At 43.3% G+C, this 25053-nt stretch carries 15 protein-coding genes, 1 tRNA gene and 1 pseudogene; 13 read left to right on the top strand and 4 right to left on the bottom strand.

Translation table 11 applies throughout. The annotated features are described in order from the left end of the window. Window positions 1–146: 146 nt before the first annotated feature. Window positions 147–219: transfer RNA gene (locus ACESQI_RS21865), tRNA-Met, on the bottom strand. A gap of 236 nt (window positions 220–455) precedes the next feature. On the opposite strand from ACESQI_RS21865, the gene ACESQI_RS21860 reads away from it, so the two are divergent. From ACESQI_RS21860 to ACESQI_RS21850, 3 genes are read left to right on the top strand one after another with little or no spacing between them, the layout of a single operon-like run. Further along, window positions 456–1046, top strand: a complete 591-nt coding sequence (locus ACESQI_RS21860) for a TetR/AcrR family transcriptional regulator (protein WP_002562713.1) — start codon at window positions 456–458, stop codon at window positions 1044–1046. A 16-nt stretch (window positions 1047–1062) separates the two neighbouring features. Next, window positions 1063–1809, top strand: a complete 747-nt coding sequence (fabG, locus tag ACESQI_RS21855; protein WP_002562712.1) for a 3-oxoacyl-[acyl-carrier-protein] reductase — start codon at window positions 1063–1065, stop codon at window positions 1807–1809. 9 nt (window positions 1810–1818) lie between these two features. Continuing rightward, window positions 1819–2490 (top strand): RluA family pseudouridine synthase, encoded by a 672-nt coding sequence (locus tag ACESQI_RS21850; RefSeq protein ID WP_373127134.1) that lies wholly within the window; start codon window positions 1819–1821, stop codon window positions 2488–2490. 363 nt (window positions 2491–2853) lie between these two features. On the opposite strand, the gene ACESQI_RS21845 is transcribed toward ACESQI_RS21850, so the two are convergent. The 3 genes from ACESQI_RS21845 to ACESQI_RS21835 form a co-directional block, all read right to left on the bottom strand. Continuing rightward, window positions 2854–3105 carry a hypothetical protein gene (locus ACESQI_RS21845; RefSeq protein WP_002562710.1) on the bottom strand — a complete coding sequence of 84 codons (252 nt, stop codon included), beginning with the start codon at window positions 3103–3105 and terminating at the stop codon, window positions 2854–2856. Between the two features lie 75 nt (window positions 3106–3180). Further along, on the bottom strand, window positions 3181–3423 hold the full coding sequence (locus tag ACESQI_RS21840) for a hypothetical protein (RefSeq protein WP_007487693.1): 243 nt from the start codon (window positions 3421–3423) through the stop codon (window positions 3181–3183). 216 nt (window positions 3424–3639) lie between these two features. Beyond that, window positions 3640–4995: a sigma-54-dependent transcriptional regulator gene (locus ACESQI_RS21835; protein ID WP_373127131.1), complete on the bottom strand. Its 1356-nt coding sequence runs from the start codon at window positions 4993–4995 to the stop codon at window positions 3640–3642. Between the two features lie 91 nt (window positions 4996–5086). Here ACESQI_RS21835 and ACESQI_RS21830 point away from each other — a divergent pair, with 91 nt between their 5' ends. The 10 genes and pseudogenes from ACESQI_RS21830 to ACESQI_RS21785 all read left to right on the top strand — a co-directional run bounded on the left by ACESQI_RS21830 (window position 5087) and on the right by ACESQI_RS21785 (window position 25019). Beyond that, window positions 5087–5935, top strand: a complete 849-nt coding sequence (locus ACESQI_RS21830) for a peptidylprolyl isomerase (RefSeq protein WP_007487691.1) — start codon at window positions 5087–5089, stop codon at window positions 5933–5935. 1 nt (window position 5936) lies between these two features. Continuing rightward, complete coding sequence (locus ACESQI_RS21825; protein ID WP_007487690.1) at window positions 5937–7175, top strand: pitrilysin family protein; 1239 nt, start codon at window positions 5937–5939, stop codon at window positions 7173–7175. 149 nt (window positions 7176–7324) lie between these two features. After that, window positions 7325–8674 (top strand): MATE family efflux transporter, encoded by a 1350-nt coding sequence (locus ACESQI_RS21820; protein WP_373127128.1) that lies wholly within the window; start codon window positions 7325–7327, stop codon window positions 8672–8674. A gap of 142 nt (window positions 8675–8816) precedes the next feature. Further along, on the top strand, window positions 8817–11237 hold the full coding sequence (locus tag ACESQI_RS21815; RefSeq protein WP_373127126.1) for a hybrid sensor histidine kinase/response regulator: 2421 nt from the start codon (window positions 8817–8819) through the stop codon (window positions 11235–11237). A gap of 60 nt (window positions 11238–11297) precedes the next feature. Next, complete coding sequence (locus ACESQI_RS21810; RefSeq protein ID WP_256143825.1) at window positions 11298–15797, top strand: translocation/assembly module TamB domain-containing protein; 4500 nt, start codon at window positions 11298–11300, stop codon at window positions 15795–15797. Further along, window positions 15794–18157 (top strand): BamA/TamA family outer membrane protein, encoded by a 2364-nt coding sequence (locus ACESQI_RS21805; protein ID WP_007487685.1) that lies wholly within the window; start codon window positions 15794–15796, stop codon window positions 18155–18157. Before ACESQI_RS21810 ends, ACESQI_RS21805 begins: the two co-directional genes overlap by 4 nt. A gap of 191 nt (window positions 18158–18348) precedes the next feature. Beyond that, window positions 18349–19251 carry a hypothetical protein gene (locus tag ACESQI_RS21800; RefSeq protein WP_002562701.1) on the top strand — a complete coding sequence of 301 codons (903 nt, stop codon included), beginning with the start codon at window positions 18349–18351 and terminating at the stop codon, window positions 19249–19251. Window positions 19252–19350: 99 nt separating this feature from the next. Beyond that, window positions 19351–20763, top strand: a complete 1413-nt coding sequence (locus tag ACESQI_RS21795; RefSeq protein ID WP_373127124.1) for a S41 family peptidase — start codon at window positions 19351–19353, stop codon at window positions 20761–20763. Window positions 20764–20909: 146 nt separating this feature from the next. Beyond that, entirely contained in the window at window positions 20910–22871 is a 1962-nt protein-coding gene (locus ACESQI_RS21790) for an ABC-F family ATP-binding cassette domain-containing protein (RefSeq protein ID WP_195661466.1), read from the top strand. Window positions 22872–22987: 116 nt separating this feature from the next. Then, window positions 22988–25019, top strand: a pseudogene (locus tag ACESQI_RS21785) (M13 family metallopeptidase). Window positions 25020–25053 lie beyond the last annotated feature (34 nt).

The raw sequence follows: 25053 nt of genomic DNA, 5'->3' as shown, positions 1-25053 counted from the left end.
CTTCCTTTTTAGGCTAGCAAAGATATATGCATGAAGGGAATTGACAAAATTAATCCCCCAAGAATTACAACTGAGCCTTTATATCGCTTCCGGGAAGTGATTCTCGGGTATAAAAAAAGAGAAGCAATTGCTTCTCTTTCTGTAAGTTGCGGAGATCCGACTCGAACGAATGACCTTTGGGTTATGAGCCCAACGAGCTACCAACTGCTCCACTCCGCGATGTTTTCTGAGTGCAAAGGTACGGCTTTTGATTGAATAAGCAAATTATTTCTGAATTATTTTTCTAAAAAAAATCCAATACACGTTTATTGTATTGATAATGAACAAGGTATATGAGAGATTTTTTCTTGGCATATATTAATATACAAATGTTAATAATCTCGTATTTTTCTTGTAGGGTAGAAAGAAAAGAATTACTTTTGCTCAAATTATTCAGCAATGTGCAATTATAACCTATGACCGTATCAAAAACGAAAGCCAGATTAGTAGACGTCGCCCGTCAGCTTTTTGCGAAGATGGGAGTGGAGAATACCACAATGAATGATATTGCCCTCGCTTCAAAAAAAGGCAGGAGAACCCTCTATACCTATTTTAAAAGTAAGGATGAAATTTATTTGGCTGTTGTTGAGTCTGAGTTGGATATACTCTCGGATATGATGAAACGTGTGGCAGAGAAGAATATTTCACCTGACAAGAAAATTATTGAGATGATTTATACACGGTTGGATGCGGTAAAAGAGGTGGTATATCGTAATGGAACACTGCGTGCAAACTTCTTTCGGGATATATGGAGAGTTGAAAAAGTGCGTAAGAAGTTTGATACAAAGGAGATGGTACTTTTCAAGGGGGTATTGCAGGAAGGTAAAGATAAAGGAGTTTTTCATATCGATGATGTTGATATGACTGCTTCATTGGTGCATTATTGTGTGAAAGGGATAGAAGTCCCTTATATCCGTGGGCATATAGGAGCCAATCTGGATATGGAAACCCGGAAAAAATACGTAGCCAACATTGTGTTTGGCGCACTTCATAGAACAGAAATTTAATTAAAATCAATTTAGTATGGGATTATTAGATGGAAAGACAGCCATTGTAACGGGTGCTGCTCGTGGTATTGGTAAGGCTATCGCTTTAAAATTCGCTTCAGAAGGAGCAAATATTGCATTCACTGATCTTGTGATTGACGAAAATGCTGAAAATACGGCCAAAGAAATAGAAGCAATGGGTGTGAAAGTTAAAGGATATGCTTCAAATGCTGCTAATTTTGAAGATACCGCCAAGGTAGTAGCAGATATTCATAAGGATTTCGGACGTATTGATATTCTGGTAAATAATGCAGGTATCACACGTGACGGTTTGATGATGCGTATGAGCGAACAGCAGTGGGATATGGTTATCAATGTCAATTTGAAATCTGCATTCAACTTTATCCATGCCTGTACACCGATTATGATGCGTCAGAAAGCTGGTAGCATTATCAATATGGCTTCTGTAGTGGGTGTTCACGGAAATGCAGGACAGGCTAACTATTCTGCTTCAAAAGCAGGTATGATTGGTTTGGCTAAGTCTATTGCACAGGAATTGGGCTCTCGCGGTATCCGTGCCAATGCCATTGCTCCGGGCTTTATTATTACAGACATGACTGCTGCTTTGTCTGAAGAGGTAAAGACAGAATGGGCAAAGAAGATTCCTTTGCGCCGTGGTGGTACGCCCGAAGATGTGGCTAACATTGCTACATTCCTGGCTTCTGATATGTCTGCTTATGTATCTGGTCAGGTGATCCAGGTAGATGGTGGTATGAATATGTAATTCTTCGGTATGACCGTCATATACGAAGACAATCACATTATAGTAGTCAATAAGGCCGCTTCCGAGATCGTTCAGGGAGATAAAACGGGTGATACGTCTCTTTCCGAAACTGTAAAGCAGTATTTGAAAGAGAAATATGCAAAGCCTGGCAATGTCTTCATCGGTGTTACTCACCGGCTGGATCGCCCCGTAAGCGGTCTTGTTATTTTCGCCAAGACCAGTAAGGCACTTCCCCGTTTGAATGAAATGTTCAAAAACAGTGAAGTGAAGAAAACTTATTGGGCTATTGTGAAAGATGCTCCGAAGGAAGCGGAAGGCGAATTAGTTCATTACCTGGTGCGTAATGAGAAGCAGAATAAGAGCTACGCCTATGAGAAGGAAGTACCTAATAGTAAGAAGGCGATTCTTCACTATCGGCTTATAGGCCGGTCACAGAATTATTTCCTTCTGGAGGTTGATCTTAAAACCGGACGTCATCATCAGATTCGTTGCCAGCTTGCTAAGATGGGGTGCCCCATAAAGGGGGATTTGAAATATGGTTCGCCACGTTCCAATCCCGATGGTAGTATTTGTCTGCATGCACGGCATGTGCAATTTATACATCCTGTGTCTAAGGAATTGATAGAGTTGGATGCTCCTGTTCCTGCAGGAAGTTTGTGGAATGGGTTTGAGATGTTCTGATAATCGTTTGTACGAATCCCTTCAATAGATTGCTACCTTTATCTTATTATTAACAGTACACTTTCGGGTAGCAAAGTAATAGCTTTCAACCAGAGATAATTCAAGGGTTTAATAGTAAAAACATCCCCATGTTCTTGCTGAAAACACCCGGATGTTTTGATGTAGAACATCCGGGTGTTTTCTGTCAGAACATCCGGGTGTTTTTGTAGCAGATATAGGGCTTTATGATGTGTATAATGATGATATACAGTATCCTAAGCAAGTATACTTTGGTGTATAAAGAGTGTATACTTTGGGTATACAAAAAAGCCACCCCCGGAATAGACGAAGCAGGGATGGCTTTTTATGGTAGTGTGCTTACTATTATTCAGCAGACTGAGCAGGAGTTTCTGTTGAAGCGGGGGCGTCAGTAGCCGGAGCATTTTGGGCCGGTTCTTCTGCTTTAGGCTCTTCTGCTTTAGGTTCTTCCTTTGCAGGCTCAGAAGTTGTTGTTTCCTCTGTACTTTCTGTTTTTTCAGTTGCAGGCTGGGTCTTAACAGGATCCTGGGCCAATGCAAAGGCTGAACCACCACAAACAAACATAAACATTGCTACTACTAATACAAACTTTTTCATAATTTCTTTGCTTTAAAGAGATGATCTTTAATTAATTTCAATTCTCTCGTGTTAAGGTAGGTTAGGTTTTATATCTTATTCAGCAGCAGGAGCTTCTGTTGCCGGAGCATCCTGTGCAGGAGTTTCTGCGGCAGGTACATCTGTTTTGGGCTCTTCAGCTTTGGGTTCTTCCTTTGCAGGTTCGGAAGTTGTTGTTTCCTCTGTGCTTTCTGTTTTTTCAGTTGCGGGCTGAGTCTTAACAGGATCCTGAGCCATTGCAAAGATTGAACCACCACAAACAAACATAAACATTGCTACTACTAATACTAATTTTTTCATGACTATATATTTTTAAGTTATTTATATCGTTGGACTTTGTTATTGAACGCTTACGGTTATATAAGTTCAAAGGATGTGCCAAAAATATATATGTTCTTGTAAATGTCTTGTATATAGGAGTTTATTTGTTTATTCCGCCTTTTGACGTGTGTAGAGAAGTGTGGAAATGTGTGGAGGGTGTAGAAAAAAGGTGTGGAAATAATCCACACCTTTTTTCTATAAATCGATCCCGTAAAGTTTTAGTTTATTATAGAGTGTTTTTCTGTCAATGTCCAGCATTTGTGCTGCTTTACTTTTGTTATTACCTGTCTGTCTTAGTGCTTCGAGGATATGTTCTTTTTCTGTTTCTTCATTCTTTAAAGAAATATTAGACGGAGTAGAAGGCGTTTCAAGTAAATCTGCACCTAACTCAACAGGAGTAATGAAACTACCTTGTGCAAGTAAAGTTGCCCGCTTGATAATGTTTTTCATCTGCCGTAAATTACCCGGCCAATGATAATCGAGTAACATGCGTGAGGCTTTGGCATCGAATCCGATCAGTTGTTTATCTAACTCCCGGTTGGCCTGATCGAGAAAGAAATTGGCGAATAATAAAATATCTTCTCCACGTTCTTTAAGAGTTGGCATTCGTAACGTAAACTCATTGATACGATGGTATAGGTCCTGGCGGAAAGTTCCTTTTTCTATCGCTGATTCCAGATTTTCATTGGTGGCAGAAACGAGGCGGATATCTACTGTAACTTCCTGTGTAGATCCTAATGGGCGTATTCTGCGTTCCTGAAGAGCACGAAGCAACTGTATCTGTACCTCGTAGCTGAGGTTTCCTATCTCATCAAGGAAAATTGTACCGCCATTGGCGGCTACGAAAGCACCGGTCTTGTCTGTTAGTGCACCGGTAAAAGAACCTTTTATATGACCAAAAAACTCCGAAGCCGCCAGTTCTTTGGGAATGGAGCCGCAGTCAATGGCTATAAAAGGTTTATCAGCTCGTTTACTGAGTTGATGGATACGATGGGCTATATACTCCTTTCCCGTTCCGCTGGCACCATTAATAAGGACAGACATATTGGTTGGTGCCACCAGTCCCACATAATTATATAATTGTTTGGCGGCATCACTTTCACCTTCCAGGTAAGCATGCCTTTTGTCAGAAGTAACTGAGTGCTGTTTTTGAGCAGATGGTTGTTTGTCGGATACCGGTTTTCCGTTTTCTTTGCCTTGTAAGGCTTCGGACATTTTTTTGAGAAGTTCTTCCGGGTTTACCGGTTTGGCTATATAGTCTCGTGCACCCAGTTTGATGGCCTGGACTGCCGACTGTATATCTGCATATCCGGTCATGATAATCAATGGGATATCCATATGCTGTTCATTCATCCATTTTAATAAATGGATGCCGTCCTGATCGGGAAGACGGAGATCGGAGAGAATTAAGTCAGGCATTTGTGCTTCGATACATCTCTTTGCCCGGGCAATGTTACTTGTCGAGTCCACCTCAAATCCTTTTTTCCCTAACCAGGTTTTCAGCATCATGCCGAAGGTTATATCATCTTCAACTATTAATATGGATTTCATGATATTATCTTTAGCCATTTTGTGAGTTACAAAGGTAAGAGGTTTTATACGAAAATCGTATATTTGCAAACTTAAATTAATTGAAAGCGTTATGAAAAGGAATTTATTGATACTATTAACAATATTGGTTTGTGGAGCTGTAGCTTCTTGTAAACCAGGTCAAAAGAAAAATGTAGATATGGAAAATCAGAAAGAAACAATGTTGAAGATTGAAACTTCGCTTGGAGATATTAAGGTGAAACTTTACAATGAGACTCCGAAACACAGAGATAATTTTATTAAACTGGCTAAAGAAGGTATGTACAACGGTACACTGTTTCACCGTGTGATCAAAGATTTTATGGTGCAGGCCGGTGACCCGGATTCAAAGAATGCTCCGAAAGGTAAAATGCTGGGTGCCGGTGATGTTGGGTATACCATTCCGGCTGAGTTTGTTTATCCGAAATATTTCCATAAGAAAGGTGCTTTATCAGCAGCTCGTCAAGGGGACAATGTAAATCCGAATAAGGAGTCGTCCGGTTGTCAGTTCTATATTGTAACCGGAAAGGTTTACAATGATTCTACTTTACTGGGTATGGAGCAACAGATGAACGAAAACAAACTGACTAATATTTTTAATGCATTGGCGCAGAAACATATGAAAGAGATTTATAAGATGCGTAAAGCCAATGATGAGGATGGATTGTATGATTTGCAGGAAAAACTGTTTGCACAGGCTCAGGAAGAAGCTGCTAAGCAGCCGGAATTTCATTTTACTAAAGAACAGATAGAAGCTTATACTACTGTAGGTGGTACTCCTCATCTGGATGGTGAATACACTGTGTTTGGTGAAGTCGTTGACGGTATGGATATTGTAGACAAGATACAGAATGTGAAGACTGATCGTAGTGACCGTCCGGAAGATGATGTGAAAATAATTAAAGTATCTGTATTAGATTAAGATGTTAAAGATAAACAGGCATATTTTAGCCAATGGGCTGAGGCTGGTGCATTCACAGGATGATAGTACCCAGATGGTAGCTCTTAATATATTATATAATGTAGGAGCAAGGGACGAACATCCCGAACATACAGGGTTTGCTCATCTTTTTGAGCATCTTATGTTTGGTGGTTCAGTGAATATCCCCGATTATGATGCTCCGCTTCAACTTGCCGGCGGAGAAAATAATGCCTGGACAAATAATGACATCACTAATTATTATCTTACCGTTCCCCGCCAGAATGTAGAAATAGGTTTCTGGTTGGAATCTGACCGCATGTTGAGTCTTGATTTCAATGAACGTAGTCTGGAAGTTCAGCGGGGAGTGGTAATGGAGGAATTTAAACAACGTTGTCTCAATCAGCCTTACGGCGATGTGGGGCATCTGTTGCGTCCTCTTGCCTATAAAGAGCATCCTTATCAATGGCCTACTATCGGTAAAGAGTTGTCGCACATAGCTAATGCTACATTGGATGAGGTGAAAGATTTCTTTTTCCGATTCTATGCGCCTAATAATGCAGTGCTTGCCGTTACCGGGAATATCTCCTTTGAAGAGGCGGTGGCCCTTACAGAGAAGTGGTTTGGAACTATTCCGCGCAGGGATGTTCCGGTACGCCGATTGCCGCAGGAACCTGTACAAACAGAAGAGCGCCGTTTAACAGTAGAACGCAATGTTCCCCTCGATGCACTCTTTATGGCATTTCATATGTGTGAGCGCGCTCATCCTGACTATTATGCATTTGATATATTGTCGGATATTCTGAGTAATGGCCGTTCCAGTCGTCTGAATCAACATCTGGTACAGGAGAAGCAGTTGTTTTCCAGTATTGACGCATCTATTTCGGGCTCGATAGATGCCGGATTGTTTCACATATCCGGTAAACCTTCGGCGGGTGTGTCATTGGAAGAGGCAGAAGCTGCTGTGCGTGAAGAGTTAAAGATCTTACAGAATGAAGCGATCGCTGCACAAGAGCTGGAAAAGGTAAAGAATAAATTTGAGTCTACTCAGATATTCGGTAATATCAATTATCTGAATGTCGCTACTAATCTTGCCTGGTTCGAGCTGAATGGAGTGGCTGAAGATATGGAAAAAGAGGTAGAGCGTTATCGGGCTGTGACTGCCGGACAATTACAAACTGTAGCACAAACAGCTTTTGACAAGGCTAATGGAGTGGTATTAAAAATTGTAAGTAGTGAGTAAGTGAGTTAGTGATAAGTGAGTAGTGATGAGTGATTAGCGGGCTGCGCTATAGGTTCCTTTAATATCCATACTTTTTTCTACTCACTTATCACTAACTCACTACTCACTCATCACTAACTACTCATCACTTATCACTAATCACTACTTTCATGAGATTAAGAAACTTCTATGAAACCTACAAGGGGCATTACAAAGCGTTGTTTCTCTTGGGATTGCCTATCGTCATCGGACAGCTGGGAGTTATTATCCTTGGATTTGCTGACACGCTGATGATCGGTCATCATAGCACCAGCGAATTAGGCGCTGCCTCTTTTGTAAATAATGTATTTAACCTGGCTATTATTTTCAGTACAGGTTTTTCCTATGGATTGACCCCCATTGTGGGAAGTCTATATGGAAATAAGAAATTCGCACTTGTTGGTCAGGCTTTACGCTGTAGCCTGCTGGCAAATCTGCTTGTTGGCTTGTTGCTGACACTGATAATGGGGATTTTGTTTTTGAATGTAGAACGGTTGGGGCAGCCGGAAGAATTACTTCCACTGATTAAGCCCTATTACATAGTATTGCTCATTTCTCTTGTATTTGTCTTACTATTCAATGGCTTTAAGCAGTTTACGGATGGTATTACCGATACTAAAACCGCGATGTGGATATTGTTGGGTGGTAATGTTCTGAATATTATCGGGAACTATATCCTGATTAACGGGTTGATTGGTTTCCCGGAATTAGGATTATTAGGGGCAGGTATCAGCACTTTGTTTTCTCGTATTGTCATGGTGATTGTATTTGCTGTGATATTTTTCAATAGTCGTCGTTTCCTGCGCTATAAAGTAGGGTTCTTCCGTTTAGGGTGGTCACGGCCAATGTTTATCCGTCTCAATGCTTTGGGCTGGCCTGTTGCTTTTCAAATGGGAATGGAGACAGCCTCTTTTAGTTTAAGTGCGGTGATGATAGGTTGGCTGGGCACCATTGCGTTGGCTTCACATCAGATAATGTGTGCTATTTCTCAATTTACGTTTATGATGTTCTACGGCATGGGAGCTGCTGTTGCGGTACGTGTCAGCAATTTTAAGGGACAGGATGATATTGTTAATGTGCGTCGTTCTGCTTATGCCGGTTTTCAGTTGATTATGGTAATGGCGGTGGTATTGGGAAGCATTGTATTTCTATGCCGCAATTATCTGGGAGGATGGTTCACAGACAATGAAGAGGTGTCTGCTATGGTAGTAATGCTGATTATTCCAATGCTAGTTTATCAGCTTGGTGATGGCATGCAGATAAACTTTGCCAATGCTTTGCGTGGTATTTCGGATGTGAAACCGATGATGCTCATAGCTTTTATTGCCTATTTTGTGATATCTTTGCCGGTGGGTTATTTCTGTGGATTCGTTCTTAACTGGGGGATTACCGGGGTGTGGATGGCTTTTCCTTTTGGATTGACCAGTGCGGGTATCATGCTGTGGTGGCGATTCTACTATAAAACGAAAGAAAAGTTGTAAAGTTATAGGGTTATAAGGTTATAATGCTATAATGTTATATTTTGCGAGCTTGATAACCTAATCTAATAACATCGTATCCCTATACTCCATAACCTTACAACCTTATAACTTTACAACTCTATAACCTTATAACATTTTGCCTATGACTCCTTCACGTTTTACCAAAGTAAAGATTGCCATTGGATACTCTCTTCTGTTGGCGATATTACTCTTTTCTCTTGTGTTTGTTCACCGGGAGATGGAGACTCTTTCGGCTTCGGACGATCAACAAAGTCTGATGACAGATAGTTTGTTGGTGCTGTTGCGTGAAAAAGATCAGAATACGATCCGGATGCTTCGTGTGTTGAGTGAGGCTAATGATAGTCTTCTGTCCGCCAGGGAGATTGAAGAAATCATCGCTGAACAGGATTCGGTTGTTATTCAACAGCGTGTACAACATCGCGTAATTACCACCCGTGATTCTCTTATTACAAAACCTAAGAAGAAAGGTTTTTTTAAGAGGCTGGCCGAGGCTTTTGTTCCCTCCAAACAAGATACTGCTGTATTGGTAAACACCTCACAAGAGTTTGCTACCGATACGATTCTTGAAGCTTATAATCCTGCTGATTCATTGCATCAGAAGATTCGTACCGCCAGCGAGCAGAAGCGGGCAAAGAAGAAAACTACTATCCGGCGGAGAAATGTGCAATTCCGACGTCTTGATACACAACTGACGGCCCGTATTGATAGTCTGGTGAAAGAGTATGAACAAAATGTTGTGTTACGTGCACAACTCAATGCCCAGAAGGAGCAGGATATTCGTCAGCGTTCTGCCCGTACCATTGGAGGAATTGCTGTAGGTGCCGTGTTACTTTCTGCCTTTTTTCTTATATTGATCTGGAGAGATATAACTCGAAGTAATCGTTATCGGGCGGAGTTGGAAGACGCGAACCGTCGTGCCGAAGATCTGCTGGAGGCCCGTGAAAAATTAATGCTTGCTATTACCCACGATTTTAAGGCACCTCTTGGATCTATCATAGGCTATACTGATTTGCTGGTTCGTCTTACGGAAGATGAACGTCAGCGCTTCTATTTGGATAATATGAAGAGCTCTTCACAACATCTGTTGAAACTGGTCAGTGACTTGCTCGATTTCCATCGTCTCGACTTGAATAAAGCGGAAGTCAACCGCGTTACTTTCAATCCCTCACAGCTTTTTGAAGAAATTCGCATTAGCTTTGAACCTCTTACTGCAGCCAAAGGACTTGTGCTTCGTTGTAAGATAGCTCCAGAACTTGATGAGCATTTTATCAGTGATCCGCTTCGCATTCGTCAGATTGTGAACAACCTGCTTTCCAATGCTGTGAAGTTTACTTCCAAAGGAGAGATCACGCTTTCGGTAAGTTATTCTTCGTCTCGTTTGCACATTGATGTAACGGATACCGGTAAGGGGATGGCTGCCAAAGACCGGGAACGTATTTTTCAGGAGTTTACCCGACTGCCCGGTGCTCAAGGTGAAGAAGGTTTTGGACTTGGACTTTCTATTGTGCACAAATTGGTTACTTTGCTTGAAGGTACAATTGATGTGCGGAGTGTAGTAGGTGAGGGGAGCACATTTACAGTGATTTTGCCATTATACCCGGTAGGTAAAGCTGTATCAGACTATAAAGACAAAAAGCAATCTGTAATAAATAATACGAATACTGTTCCTGCTGCCGAAGAGGATGAAGGAACACAGCTTCCGGTTCCTGCGGCAAATATTCTTCTTATCGATGATGATAAAATACAGTTGACACTCACTGCTGCCATGCTTGAGCAGCAGGGCATTCATGCTACTTGTTGCGAGCAACTTGACGAGTTGACAGAGCAACTTCGTGAGAATCATTTTGATGTATTGCTTACAGATGTCCAGATGCCTGCTATTAACGGTTTTGATCTGTTGAAACTACTTCGTGCTTCCAATATTCCCCAAGCAAAAACAATTCCGATTATAGCCGTTACGGCCCGCAGCGATATGAATGAAGCCGAGTTTCTGGAACATGGTTTTGCCGGCTGTCTGCATAAACCATTTACGGTGAAAGAGCTTATTCAATTGACAGTTGACAGTGGACAATTGACAGTTGAGAGTGGACAGTTGAGAGTTGACAGTGGACAATTGACAGTGAAGGAGGAGCCATTAGTATGCAGTACAGGAGCGCAGCCCACTGTCAATTGTCAATTGTCAACTGTCAATTCTCTAACTGTCAATTCTCTGAATTTCAAAGCTCTTGCCGCCTTTACTGAATACGAACCGGAGGCTACACGTTCTATTATCTCTTCCTTTATAGAAGAAACAGAGAAAAATATTGGTCGGATGGAGAAGGCATTGGATGATGAAGATATGGCTGGTATTGCTGGTATGTCGCATAAATTGCTTCCGTTGCTGACTTTGATAGGGGCAGGAAATATACTGCCGTTATTGTCCTGGCTGGAAGCTCGGCGCGATGATAACATTTCTGATGAAGTGAAACAAAAAACAGAGGCTGTATTGCCTTTACTACGGTTGGTTGTAGAGGAAGCAAGGAAGTATTTATTGAACTCCTAAATCTTTTTCCCGGATTTATTTGTTTACTTTGTATCTCTTTAAAGTATTGAAACACGCTTGATGAAACGAAAATGGATAAAATGGGTGAGTTGGGTTATACTCACTCCTATACTACTTTTTGTAGTACTAATGATACTGCTTTATGTGCCTCCCGTACAGAATTTTCTACGGAAGCAGGCCACTGTATATGCATCTCAGGCTACCGGTATGCAAATCAATGTCGGACGTATTGATCTCCGTTTCCCATTAAACTTGTTAGTACGGGATGTAGAGGTCGTACAGGCTCCGGACACGTTACTCACATTGGCCAGTCTTAATGTGCATGTGCAGGCTATGCCTTTGTTCAAAGGAAAAATAGAAGTGGATGATATCACTATTCAGCGCGTAGCTGTCAATTCGGCCAATCTGATAGAAGGTATGCAGATTCGTGGTGTATTGGGGCGCTTCTTTCTCGAAAGCCATGGGGTAGATCTTGGCAATGAGTTAGCTGTTATAAATCGTGCAGAGCTTTCCGATACCCATATCGGACTTATTCTTACAGATACCACTACTACGGAGAAGCCGGACACCGCTTCGGCTCCTGTCAACTGGAAAGTAAATCTTCATGCACTTAATCTGAAGAATGTCTCTTTCAGCATGCAACTTCCTGCTGATTCCATGCGTATGGCTGCCCATGTGGGTGAGGTAACTGTCAATGATGTGTCTGCCGACCTTAAACAGCAGTTTTATGGTTTGCGGTCCTTTCTGCTGACAGGAGCTTCGGTCAATTATGATACGGGGAATGCTTTGCCTGCCGAGGGTTTTGACCCTTCACACATTGCCTTGCGTGATATCCGTATCGGGATTGACTCTGTTCTCTATCAGGGACGTAATATGAACGCAGTCATTCGTGAATTCTCCATGAATGAGCGTTCCGGACTCAGTGTAACTTCTCTTACGGGACGCGTCTTTGCTGATAGTACACTGATCCGTGTGCCTTATTTCCGCTTACTTACTCCCCATTCGGAAATGAACCTGACTGCCCAGACATATTGGGAGCTGGTAAATATTCCTACTACAGGACGTCTGACTGCGCGTTTCAATGCTCTTATTGGTAAACAAGATGTGCTTTTGTTTGCCGGCGGACTACCCGATGCATTCAAGGATGCCTATCCCTTCCGGCCCCTTGTTGTTCAGGCGGGCACAGAGGGAAACCTGAAATCAATGCAGATTTCCCGTTTTAAGATTGATCTGCCCGGTGCTTTCTCTCTGGATGGTGGTGGAGAGTTATATAATTTGATGGATAGTGTCACTCGTTCTGCTGCTATTGACCTGAAGATGCGAACCGGAAACCTTAACTTCCTGACAGCGCTGGCAGACATGAAGCCCGGAGCACCTTTGGTTATTCCGGACAGTATGTTGCTCGATGCCCGTTTAGGTATGGAGGGACCTGAATACGATGCCCGTTTGCAACTGAAAGAAAAAGAAGGCAGGTTGAATCTTACTGCCAATCTTAATACAAATACCGAAGTATACAGTGCCGATTTGAAGATTGAAGATCTGCAGGTGAATCATTTCCTTCCGCATGATTCTATTTATGAACTGACCACTTCCCTCTCTGCCCGTGGGCGTGGGCTCGACTTTACCTCTTATCGTTCGGTTGCTACAGTCAATGCATCTATTGATAAACTGCATTATGCCGATTATCGGATTTCCGGTATTGAACTTTCGGGAGCAGTTAAGAATGCAGTTGCTACGGCACAGTTGACCAGTGACAATGCCTTGTTGAAGATGAAAGCCGATGCGGAATATCATCTTGCCCACCGTTATCCGGATGGAAAAGTAGAACTGGATGTTACTTCGCTCGACACTGAAAAACTGGTGGGCGTCAGTTTAGGGAAGGAGAAAGTACTGGCCTTCCAGTTTACCGGAGAAGTTCGTAAAGAGCGTGTATTTACCCATCTTACTTCCGGCGACTTGAAGCTGAACCTTAGTGCCCGTGCCGGATTAGAACCTTTGATTCGCCAGTCTACCCACTTTGCCGATATACTGATGAGGCAACTGGATAATAAAGAACTGAATCATGCAGAGTTGCGTAAAGCATTGCCTACCGCAATCTTTTCTTTCTCGGCAGGACGCAATAATCCGATGGCATGGTATCTTGCCACACAGAAAATATCGTACCAAGATGCTTCTGTTAAAATAGGCTGTGCGCCCGATTGGGGAATTAATGGCAAGGCTTCTCTTCATGCACTCAAGATAGATACTTTGCAGCTTGATACTATTTTCCTCACTTTGAAGCAAGACACAAGCCGCATCAGTCTGCATGGTGGAGTAATCAATGGGCCAAAGAATCCGCAGATCTCTTTTAAATCGATTCTTACAGGAGAAATCCGTGATAAGGATGCCGAATTGACTGCACAGTATATTAATGATAAGGGAAAAACCGGATTACTTTTTGGAGTCAACGCCAAGCCTCTTTATGGTGGTCGTGGTAAGGGAAATGGAATTGCCCTGACCCTGATACCGGAGGAGCCTGTCATTGCTTTCCATAAGTTTCGCTTTGAGGAGCATCACAACTGGATTTATCTGCACAATAATATGCGTGTTTATGCCAATGTAGATATGCAGGATAATGAAGGGATGGGAATCCGGATGCAGTCTCTGCCAAGTGATACGGTTTCGTTGCAGAATATGGATGTCGAGTTGCGCCGTATCCGGTTGGATGAACTGTTTAGTATCTTGCCCTATATGCCCGATATTACCGGACTGCTTTCTGCCGAAGCCCACTATATACAAACGGAAAACTCTCTGGAGCTCTCTGCTGAAGCCAGCATTGATGAGCTGACTTACGAGCGCCAACGTATCGGTGATGTTTCTTTGGGAGCTACCTGGCTTCCGGGTGAGGCTGGCAAACAGTATGTGAATACGTACCTGACACATGAAGGTACGGAGATTATGGTTGCTGACGGAGCGTTGTATCCTACGATTTCCGGGAAAGACAGTATTGTGGTGAATTCCACGCTTGAGCATTTCCCGCTTACGATTGCCAATGTGTTTGTACCCGATCAGGTGGTAACTCTCTCCGGTGATATGGATGGTGATTTGCATATTACAGGATATACTGACACTCCGTTGATAAACGGCGGATTGTCACTGGATAGTGTTTCTGTCTATGCACGTCAGGCAGATGCCCGGTTTACATTTGATAACCGTCCGATACAAGTACAGAATAATCGCATCGTGTTTGATAAATTTGCTATTTATACCACCAGTAAAAATCCGTTCAGTATTGACGGTTATGTTGACTTTCGCGATATGAGTCGTCCGATGGCAAACCTGAAACTGTTTGCTGAGAACTATACATTGCTCAATGCCAAACGGACGAAGGAAAGTATGGTCTATGGTAAGGTCTTTGTTGACCTTGATGCCACGGTCCGCGGCCCGTTGGAAGCACTAATGATGCGTGGTAATGTGAATTTGCTGGGCAATACGGATGTTACCTATGTACTTACTGACTCTCCGCTCACCGTACAGGACCGGTTGAGTGATCTGGTGACTTTCACCTCGTTTGCAGATACCACTTCTTTAAATAAAGAAGAGGTGCCGACTCTTTCTTTGGGTGGACTGGATATGATTATGACTGTACACATCGATCCGGCTGTCCGCTTGAAGGCCGATTTGAGTGCAGACCGTAGCAGCCGTGTTGAGCTGGAAGGTGGAGGTGATTTGTCTTTGCAATATACACCACAAGGAGATCTGACCCTTACCGGGCGTTATACCCTTACCGGGGGAATGATGAAATATGCTCTTCCGGTTATTCCGTTGAAAGAGTTCCAGATACAGAACGGAAGCTATGTGGACTGGACGGGTAATCCGATGGATCCTTTACTGAACTTCCGGGCTACGGAGCGTATGCGGGCTTCTGTATCGCAGGAGGATGGTACGTCGCGAATGGTGAACTTTGACATTTCTATTGTTGTGAAGAATCGCCTCGACAATCTTTCATTGGCTTTTGAGATTGATGCACCCGATGATGCTTCGGTACAAAATCAATTGGCGGGAATGGGGCCGGACGAACGTAGTAAACAGGCCGTGGCAATGTTGGCTACAGGTATATTCCTTGCCGATTCGGGTAGTGGCGGTGGTATGAACCTGAATATGGGAGCTGCCCTGAACTCGGTACTTGCCAGCCAGATTAATGCTCTTACCGGAAATATGAAGAATGCCAGCCTGTCGTTCGGTGTCGAAGACCATGATGATTCGGATGCGGGCGGTAAGCGGACGGATTATAGTTTCCGTTACTCACAACGTCTCTTTAACGATCGTTTCCAGATTGTGCTGGGAGGTAAAGTCTCTACCGGAGCTAATGCTACCAATGATGTAGAATCGTTTATTGACAACATCTCTTTAGAGTATCGCCTGGATCAGTCGGGGACACGTTATATCCGTCTGTTCCACAACAAGAACTATGAAAGTGTCTTTGAAGGTGAGATTACTGAGACTGGCGTTGGCCTTGTGCTTCGTAAGAAGATGGACCGTCTGAGTGAATTGTTTATTTTTAAAAAGAAGAAGAAATGAAAATAGTAAGAATAACCGGCAAACGAGGAATATCTCTATTTTTTATTGGCATATTGGCATATTTCCTTATTGGCACATTATTCAGCTGTTCCACTACAAAACATTTGCCCGAAGGCGAAGTGCTGTATACGGGAAATAAAAATATCTTTAAAGATGCTTCTACCACTCCTGTGGGTGAAACGGCTATCAGTGAGGTTACGGCTGCATTGGATAAAAGTCCGTCAACGAAGTTATTTGGTATTCTGCCTATCCCCTTCGGCATGTGGGTGTATAATGACTTTGTGAAGTACGAGAAGGGCTTTGGTAAATGGATATTCAATCGTTTTGCGGCAAAACCGGTATTTATCTCTACTGTGAACCCGGATATTCGTGTTAAGGTAGCTACCAATTTGCTGCATGATTATGGCTATTTCAATGGGAAAGTGACGCAACAAACCATTGTCAATCCGAAGGATAGCCTCAAAGCAAGAGTGGAGTATACGGTGGAGATGCGTGATCCCTATTTTATTGATACGGTATATTATGGTCGCTTCACACCACAGACCCTTCGTATTATGGAGCGGGGGCGCCGCCGTTCATTACTTACTCCGGGTGAGCAGTTTAATGTAAGCGATCTGGACGAAGAGCGCAATCGTATCAGTACTTTGTTGCGTAATCTGGGATATTTCTATTTCCGTCCTGATTATATGACTTATCAGGCAGATACTACACTTGTGCCCGGGGGGCATGTCAGTTTACGGCTTATTCCTGTACCGGGTCTGCCTGCAGCTGCACAACGTCCGTATTATGTAGGAAATAAAACCGTCTACCTGATAGGCAAAAATGGGGAACAACCGAATGACAGTATGGACTACCGGGGCATGAAGATACATTATTATAAGAAGATGCAGGTACGTCCCAATATGCTTTACCGGTGGCTGAATTATCAGGCTTATGTGAAGAATGATTCTTTGCGCAAATTGCAGCGTAGCCGCCTTTACAGTCAGTACCGGCAGCAACGTGTACAAGAAAAACTGGCTCAGTTGGGAATTTTCCGCTACATGGATATACAATATACACCACGAGATACAACGGCGGCTTGTGATACACTGGATGTCAATCTGCAAGCTACGTTTGACAAACCGCTGGATGCGGAATTGGAACTGAATGTTACTACAAAGAGTAATGATCAGACAGGCCCGGGAGCTTCTTTTTCCGTCACCCGTAACAATGTGTTTGGGGGTGGTGAAACCTGGAATGTAAAATTGAAAGGTGCCTATGAATGGCAAACCGGAGGAGGCAAAGGTTCTTCTTTATTGAACAGCTGGGAGATGGGAGCTTCAACTTCCCTTATGTTTCCGCGTGTAGTGTTCCCCCGGTTTGGCGGTCGTGAGTATGACTTCCCGGCTTCTACTACCTTTAAGTTGTATGCCGATCAGATGAACCGGGCGAAGTATTACAAGTTACTCTCTTTTGGTGGAAACGCGACGTATGATTTTCAACCGACCCCTACCAACCGGCATTCGTTGACTCCTTTCCGCCTGACGTTTAATGTGTTGCAACACCGTACTGCGGCTTTTGAGGAAGTTGCAGAAAAGAATAAGGCATTGTTACTCAGTTTGCAGGATCAGTTTGTTCCGGCTATGGAGTACACCTACACATATGATAACTCTTCGGTTCGCAGTGTACGCAACCCTGTCTGGTGGCAGACCACTTTTACTTCTGCCGGTAATATTACCTCTGGTATCTATCGTATATTCGGCCAGCCGTTTAGTGAGAAGAATAAGAAGCTGTTAGGTGCACCGTTTGCCCAGTTTCTTAAACTGAATACAGACTATCGTTATCTCTGGAAGTTAGACCGTAATAATGCCATTGCTGCCCGCATAGCCGGAGGGGTTCTCTGGACTTATGGTAACTCAACAGTAGCTCCTTATAATGAACAGTTCTATGTGGGTGGTGCCAATAGTATCCGTGCCTTTACCGTGCGTAGCATCGGTCCTGGTGGTTATCATCCTGAGAAGAGTGAATTCTCTTATCTTGACCAGACCGGGGATATACGTCTCGAAGCAAATATCGAATATCGCTTCCGCATTTATAAAGACCTGCATGGTGCTGTCTTTTTGGATGCCGGAAATGTGTGGCTGATGCGTTATGACCCTGAACGACCTGATGCACAACTTCGTCTCAAAACATTTCCGAAGCAGGTAGCTCTCGGCACAGGTGCCGGATTGCGTTATGACCTTGATTTTCTGATCTTCCGCCTTGATTGCGGAGTCCCTCTACATGATCCGTATGATACCGGGAAATCCGGATATTACAATGTCAGAGGTGCATTCTGGAAACAGTTGGGGCTGCACTTTGCAATCGGATACCCGTTTTAGAAGGGAGAGGGGAGAATGGAGAGGGGAGAAGTACTGTGCAGCGTGATAGCGCAGCCAACTGTCAACTGTCAACTGTCAATTGTCAACTGTCAACTAAATAAGCTTTCAATTTTCAATTTTCAACTAAAAAAGTCTTACCTTTGCACCGTTATCACAACATTGACATTACTAACCTTTAATATTACACAGTTATGAAACCAACTTTATTTGTACTCGCTGCCGGTATGGGTAGTCGTTATGGGGGATTGAAACAACTTGACGGACTGGGTCCTAACGGCGAAACTATTATGGATTATTCTATCTACGATGCTATCCGTGGTGGATTTGGCAAGGTTGTTTTCGTCATCCGCAAAGATTTCGAAAAAGACTTCCGCGATAAAATTCTGAGTAAATATGAGAACCATATTCCGGTAGAACTGGTATTCCAGGCACTGGACAATCTGCCCGAGGGCTTTACTTGCCCTGCCGATCGTGTGAAACCATGGGGAACAAACCATGCCGTACTGATGGGTAAAGATGTGATCAAGGAGCCATTTGCCGTTATCAATGCTGACGATTTCTACGGTCGTGACAGCTTTGCTGTACTGGGTGCTGCACTGAGCGAGATGGACGGAAAGAAAGATGACTATTGCATGGTAGGCTATCGTGTAGGTAATACGCTGAGTGAAAGTGGTTCTGTTGCTCGTGGTGTATGCGAGACAAATGCAGACGGTTACCTGACTACGGTAGTTGAACGTACTGCTATCGAGCGTATAGATGGCAAAGTATCTTTCAAAGATGAAAACGGTGTGATGCAAACGATTGCTGACAATACTCCGGTTTCTATGAACATGTGGGGCTTCACTCCCGATTATTTTGAATATTCTGAAGAGTTCTTCAAAGATTTCCTCAAAGAGAATATGGGCAACCTGAAGTCGGAATACTTTATTCCATTGATGGTGAATAAGCTGATTAACGACGGAACTGCACGTGTGAAAGTATTGGACACTACCAGTAAATGGTTTGGTGTGACATATGCTGACGACCGTCAGGGTGTTGTAGACAAAATTCAGGCTTTGGTAGATGCCGGCGAATATCCTGCAAAACTATTCTAATCAATAGAAAATAGCAGAAATAGGAAAGGGGAGAGCAGTAGCTTTCCCTTTTTTTGTACCTTTGCCCCTTGTACATTCCAAACTAAAAGAAAGGTAGTTATGATTAAGTTTTCCGCATATTGCCGGGTGTGTCTGTTGCTGGGGCTCCTGTGCGCGCTCTCTTCTTGTGAAAAGGATGATGATAAAAGCGATAAAGCTGTCAATCAATGGATCGACGCCACTATGCGTAGCTGGTATCTTTGGTATAGTGATATCCCCGATAAAAAGCAGCTGAATTTTAATGCTGAGCCGGAAACATTCTTTCGTTCTCTTTTGTCAAAAGAAGATGGGAAGAATAATCCGCAGGTATCTGGCGGGCATTATTACTATTCTACGATAAAAAAGAAAACCGCTTCCACAACGACACGGTCTTATATGGGCGGGGAACCTGCTTTGGGCTTTGAGTTTCAGAATTGGCAATTAGACAATACAGGCACAAAGTTTGCCGCCAATGTACTTTATGTATTACCTGGTTCTCCGGCAGAGAAAAAGGGATTGAAACGTGGTGACTGGATACATAAGATAAACGGAACGTGGACTAATAATAGTAACATATATGATTTGCTGGGTGATAAAACGGTTGTTCTGGCTGTTTCTGATGGTTGGAATAATCCGGTGACGCATTCTATAGAACTGGTTCCGGCCCTGATAGAAGACAATCCGGTTTTGCTGACAGAGGTTTATCAGGATGAGTCTACCGGAAATAAGAAAGTGGGGTATATGGTATACAATCATTTTACATCCGGACCCGATGGCGATAAAGATACAACCTATGACAAACAACTTCGTCAGCGGTTTGCAGAGTTTAAGGCAGAGGGAGTGGAAGAGTTTATTCTTGATCTTCGTTACAATGGTGGTGGTTTGGTGACGTCTGCCCAACTGTTGGCCGAATTACTTGCTCCAAAGTCTGCTTTGGGAGAAATATTCTGTAACCTGAAGTATAACGATAAGCAGGATAAAACGGTTACTTACCGATTGGACAAGACGGATGAAAATCTGGACTTGCCCCGTCTGTTTATACTTACCGGTAGTAGAACCGCCTCCGCTTCCGAAGCTGTGATTAACGGGCTTCGTCCTTTCTATAAAGTATATTTGCTGGGAGAGCAGACTGAGGGTAAGAATGTGGGATCTATTACGTTGACAAGTGATAAGTATGACTATGAACTGCATCCCATTGTTTGCAAAATATCTAACGCAGAGGGAAATTCGGAATATAAAGATGGTTTTATTCCTGACTGGAAACTGGAGGGTAATGACCGTATGATACTTGGGCATATTGAGTTGGGAGATAAAGACAATGATAAGTTACTGAATGTTGCTGTCGGCATGATTTCGGGACGGGCTACCACGATGAACAAAGATATCCGTTCATCATCAGTATCGTTCAATGCCATCCCCGGTTATAGTTCTTTGGATAGAAAGGCGATGAATGGAGTGCAAATTCCCTTCACATCAGAGGATGTGGAGTGGTAGTGTGATAGCTCAAATGAACCGAAAGAGTGAAGATGATCGTTTTCTGGGTGGAACTGACAGATGTCAGCAATTTACGGCCTAAACCCTTATTGGTTAAGGGATAATTTTCTATCTTTGTAGCTCAATATCAATTATTCATTAACAAAGTGATATCAGTAGAAGGACTTACCGTAGAATTTAATGCCACGCCCTTGTTTTCGGACGTGTCCTATGTTATAAATAAAAAGGACCGTATAGCCCTGGTGGGTAAGAACGGTGCCGGCAAATCGACCATGCTTAAGATTCTGGCTGGTTTACAAAGCCCTACATCGGGTGTAATTGCCATTCCTAAAGAAGTTACGATCGGCTATCTGCCTCAGGTGATGATACTTTCTGACAAGCATACTGTAATGGAAGAAGCCGAACAGGCTTTTGAACATATTTTTCAGTTGCAGGCAGACCTGGAACGGATGAATCAGGAGCTGGCAGACCGCACGGACTATGAATCAGAAGAATATCATAAGCTGATAGACCGGTTTACGCATGAGAATGACCGCTTTCTGATGATGGGCGGAACGAACTTTCGTGCCGAGATAGAGCGTACACTGTTGGGACTTGGTTTCTGCCGGGAAGATTTTGATCGTTCCACATCGGAGTTTTCCGGAGGTTGGCGTATGCGTATCGAGTTGGCCAAACTTCTGCTTCGTCGTCCGGATGTATTGCTATTGGATGAGCCAACCAACCACCTTGATATCGAGAGTATCCAATGGCTGGAAAACTTCCTGTCTACACGTGCCAATGCCGTAGTGTTGGTCAGCCACGACCGGGCTTTCCTCAATAATGTCACTACCCGTACCATTGAGATCACCTGCGGACAGATCTACGATTACAGAGTAAAATACGACGAGTTTGTCGTATTGCGTAAAGAACGCCGTGAGCAGCAGCTCCGTGCCTATGAGAATCAACAGAAACAAATACAGGACACTGAGGATTTTATCGAACGTTTCCGCTATAAAGCAACTAAAGCCGTACAGGTACAGAGCCGTATCAAGCAGCTGGAGAAAATAGAGCGCATTGAGGTAGATGAAGAAGATAATTCCGCCCTCCGTCTCAAATTTGTCTGTTCCAGCCGTAGTGGTAATTATCCCGTGATCTGTGAGGATGTCGGGAAAGCATACGGTCCTCATGTTGTTTTTCACGATGTCAACCTCACCATCAATCGGGGGGAGAAGGTAGCATTCGTAGGAAAGAATGGTGAAGGAAAATCTACCCTGGTAAAGTGTATTATGGGAGTAATTACCGATTATGAAGGTAAACTTACCATCGGACATAATGTGCAGATCGGTTATTTTGCTCAGAACCAGGCACAGATGTTGGATGAGAATCTGACGGTATTCGATACGATAGACCGTGTGGCAACCGGAGATATTCGCCTTAAAATCCGCGATATTCTCGGCGCCTTTATGTTTGGCGGCGAAGCTTCGGACAAGAAGGTGAAAGTGCTTTCGGGTGGTGAACGTACGCGTCTTGCCATGATCAAGCTATTGCTTGAACCGGTAAACTTCCTGATCCTCGATGAGCCGACGAACCATCTGGATATGCGTTCAAAGGATGTGTTGAAAGAAGCGATTCGTGAGTTTGATGGTACGGTGATACTTGTCAGCCATGACCGTGACTTTTTAGATGGACTGGCAACTAAAGTCTATGAGTTTGGAGGTGGCCTTGTAAAAGAGCATATCGGAGGTATTTACGACTTCTTGCAGAAGAAAAAGATGGAAAGCCTGAATGAGCTGCAAAAGGGGCCGGCACTTTCAACGTCGCCTACCGGCGTAAAAGGAGATAGCATTTCCGAAGAAGAATCACCTTCGGACAATAAACTCTCTTATGAGGCTCAGAAGGAACTGAATAAAAAGATAAAGAAGCTCGAACGTCGGGTAGCTGATTGTGAAGAGACGATAGAACAAATGGAGGCTGCCATTGCTATTCTTGAAGAGAAGATGGCTACACCGGAAGGGGCTGCAAATATGGCTCTTTATGAACAACATCAGAAGCTTAAACAACAACTTGACCGTACAGTGGAAGAGTGGGAGAAAGTTTCGATGGAACTGGAAGAGGTTATAAAGTTATAATAAGATGATGATGTACGATATATGATTCCTACCCATTCTATAATTTCTACCTCCAATCCCATCACTCTTAATCCTATAACTCTATAACCCTATAACCCTATAACATTATATATAATATGAGAGTAAAGTATTTACCAATTCTTGCAATCTGCATGATGACTACAGGATGCAACAGCAGCAAGCAACAGGCCGCCCTTACGTCCGGCATAGATCTTGCCAACCTTGACACGATGGCTCTTCCGGGAACCGACTTTTATCAGTATGCCTGCGGCGGTTGGATGAAAAATCATCCGCTTACAGACGAGTATTCACGTTTTGGCTCATTTGATATGCTTGCCGAGAACAATCGCAAGCAACTTCATGAGGTTATTGAGGAACTGGCGTCTGCTCAGCACGAGGCAGGTAGTATCGCTCAGAAAGTAGGGGACCTTTACAACATTGCCATGGACAGTGTAAAACTGAACCGTGAAGGGGCTGCTCCTATTAAAGCAGAGCTGGAAAAGATAGCTGCTCTGAAAGATAAATCGGAGATTTATCCGATGATAGCAGAAATGCATAGAAATGGCATTCATCCTTACTTCATTGTTTATGTGAGTGCTGATGATATGAACAGCTCAATGAACATGGTACAGACCTATCAGGGTGGTTTAGGTATGGGGGAACGCGACTATTATCTTGAAAATGATGATAAGACTAAAGAGATACGCGATGCCTATCAGAAGCATATCGTTAAGATGTTCCGGTTGGCTGGATCTGATGAAGCTGCTGCACAGAAAGCGATGAAAGCTGTTATGAACATCGAAACCCGTCTGGCTAAATCAGCACGCTCTATGGTAGAGTTGCGTGATCCGCACGCCAACTATAACAAGAAAACGATGGCTGATGTGAAGAAGGAATATGCTCCTTTTGCATGGGATGTATTCTTTTCTACTCTTGGGGTGAATAACCTAGAAGAGGTGAACATTGGCCAGCCCGCTTCACTAAGAAGTAAATGACATCATTGATACGGTTGCGTTGGAAGATCAGATTGCCTATTTACAATGGAATCTTATAAACAGTGCTGCCAACTACCTGAGCGATGATTTTGTAGCACAGAACTTTGATTTCTACGGAAAGACGATGTCTGGTAGAAAAGAGATGAAGCCACGTTGGAAATCTGCTGTAAGTGCGGTTGACGGTTCTTTAGGTGAGGCAGTGGGACAGATGTATGTAGAGAAATATTTCCCTGCTGCAGCCAAAGAACGTATGGTAGGGCTGGTGAAAAACTTGCAGACTTCTTTGGGTGAACGTATCAAAGAGCTTACCTGGATGAGTGATGAGACCAAAGAAAAAGCACTGGAAAAACTGGCTACCTTCCATGTAAAGATCGGCTACCCGGACAAATGGAAAGATTATTCTTCTCTTGAAATTAAAGACGATTCCTATTGGGCTAACATAGAACGTGCCAACCAGTGGGAGCATGCAGAGATGATAGCTAAAGCCGGTAAGCCGGTGGATAAAGATGAGTGGCTGATGACTCCGCAAACGGTAAATGCCTATTATAATCCAACTACCAACGAGATTTGCTTTCCGGCGGGTATCCTTCAATATCCTTTCTTTGATATGAATGCCGATGATGCTTTCAACTATGGTGCTATCGGCGTAGTGATCGGTCATGAGATGACACATGGATTTGACGACCAGGGCCGGCAGTATGACAAAGAGGGTAACCTGAAAGATTGGTGGACTGAAGAAGATGCCAAAAATTTTGAAGAGCGTGCACAGGTGATGGTTAACTTTTTTGACAGTATAGAGGTTGCTCCGGGTGTGTATGCCAACGGACAATTGACATTGGGTGAGAATATCGCTGACCATGGTGGTTTGCAGGTGTCTTTCCAGGCATTTAAGAATGCAACAGCCCAAACACCTCTGAAAGATGAAAACGGTTTTACACCCGAACAACGCTTCTTCCTTGCCTATGCCAATGTGTGGGCCGGTAATATCCGCCCTGAAGAAATTCTTCGTCTGACCAAACTGGATGTGCATTCATTAGGCAAATGGCGTGTGAATGGTGCATTGCCTCAGATAGGTGCATGGTACGATGCATTCGGTATAACAGAGGAAAATCCGATGTTCCTTTCGGTTGACAAAAGGGCCTCTATTTGGTAATAGATTTGTATAAACAATAGCATATACAACAAAG

The sequence above is a fragment of the Bacteroides sp. HPS0048 genome (assembly GCF_964240755.1).
Lineage (GTDB): Bacteria > Bacteroidota > Bacteroidia > Bacteroidales > Bacteroidaceae > Bacteroides > Bacteroides nordii.
The sequence above is the reverse complement of the archived record's forward strand: the minus strand, read 5'-3'. Positions and strand labels throughout refer to the sequence as shown.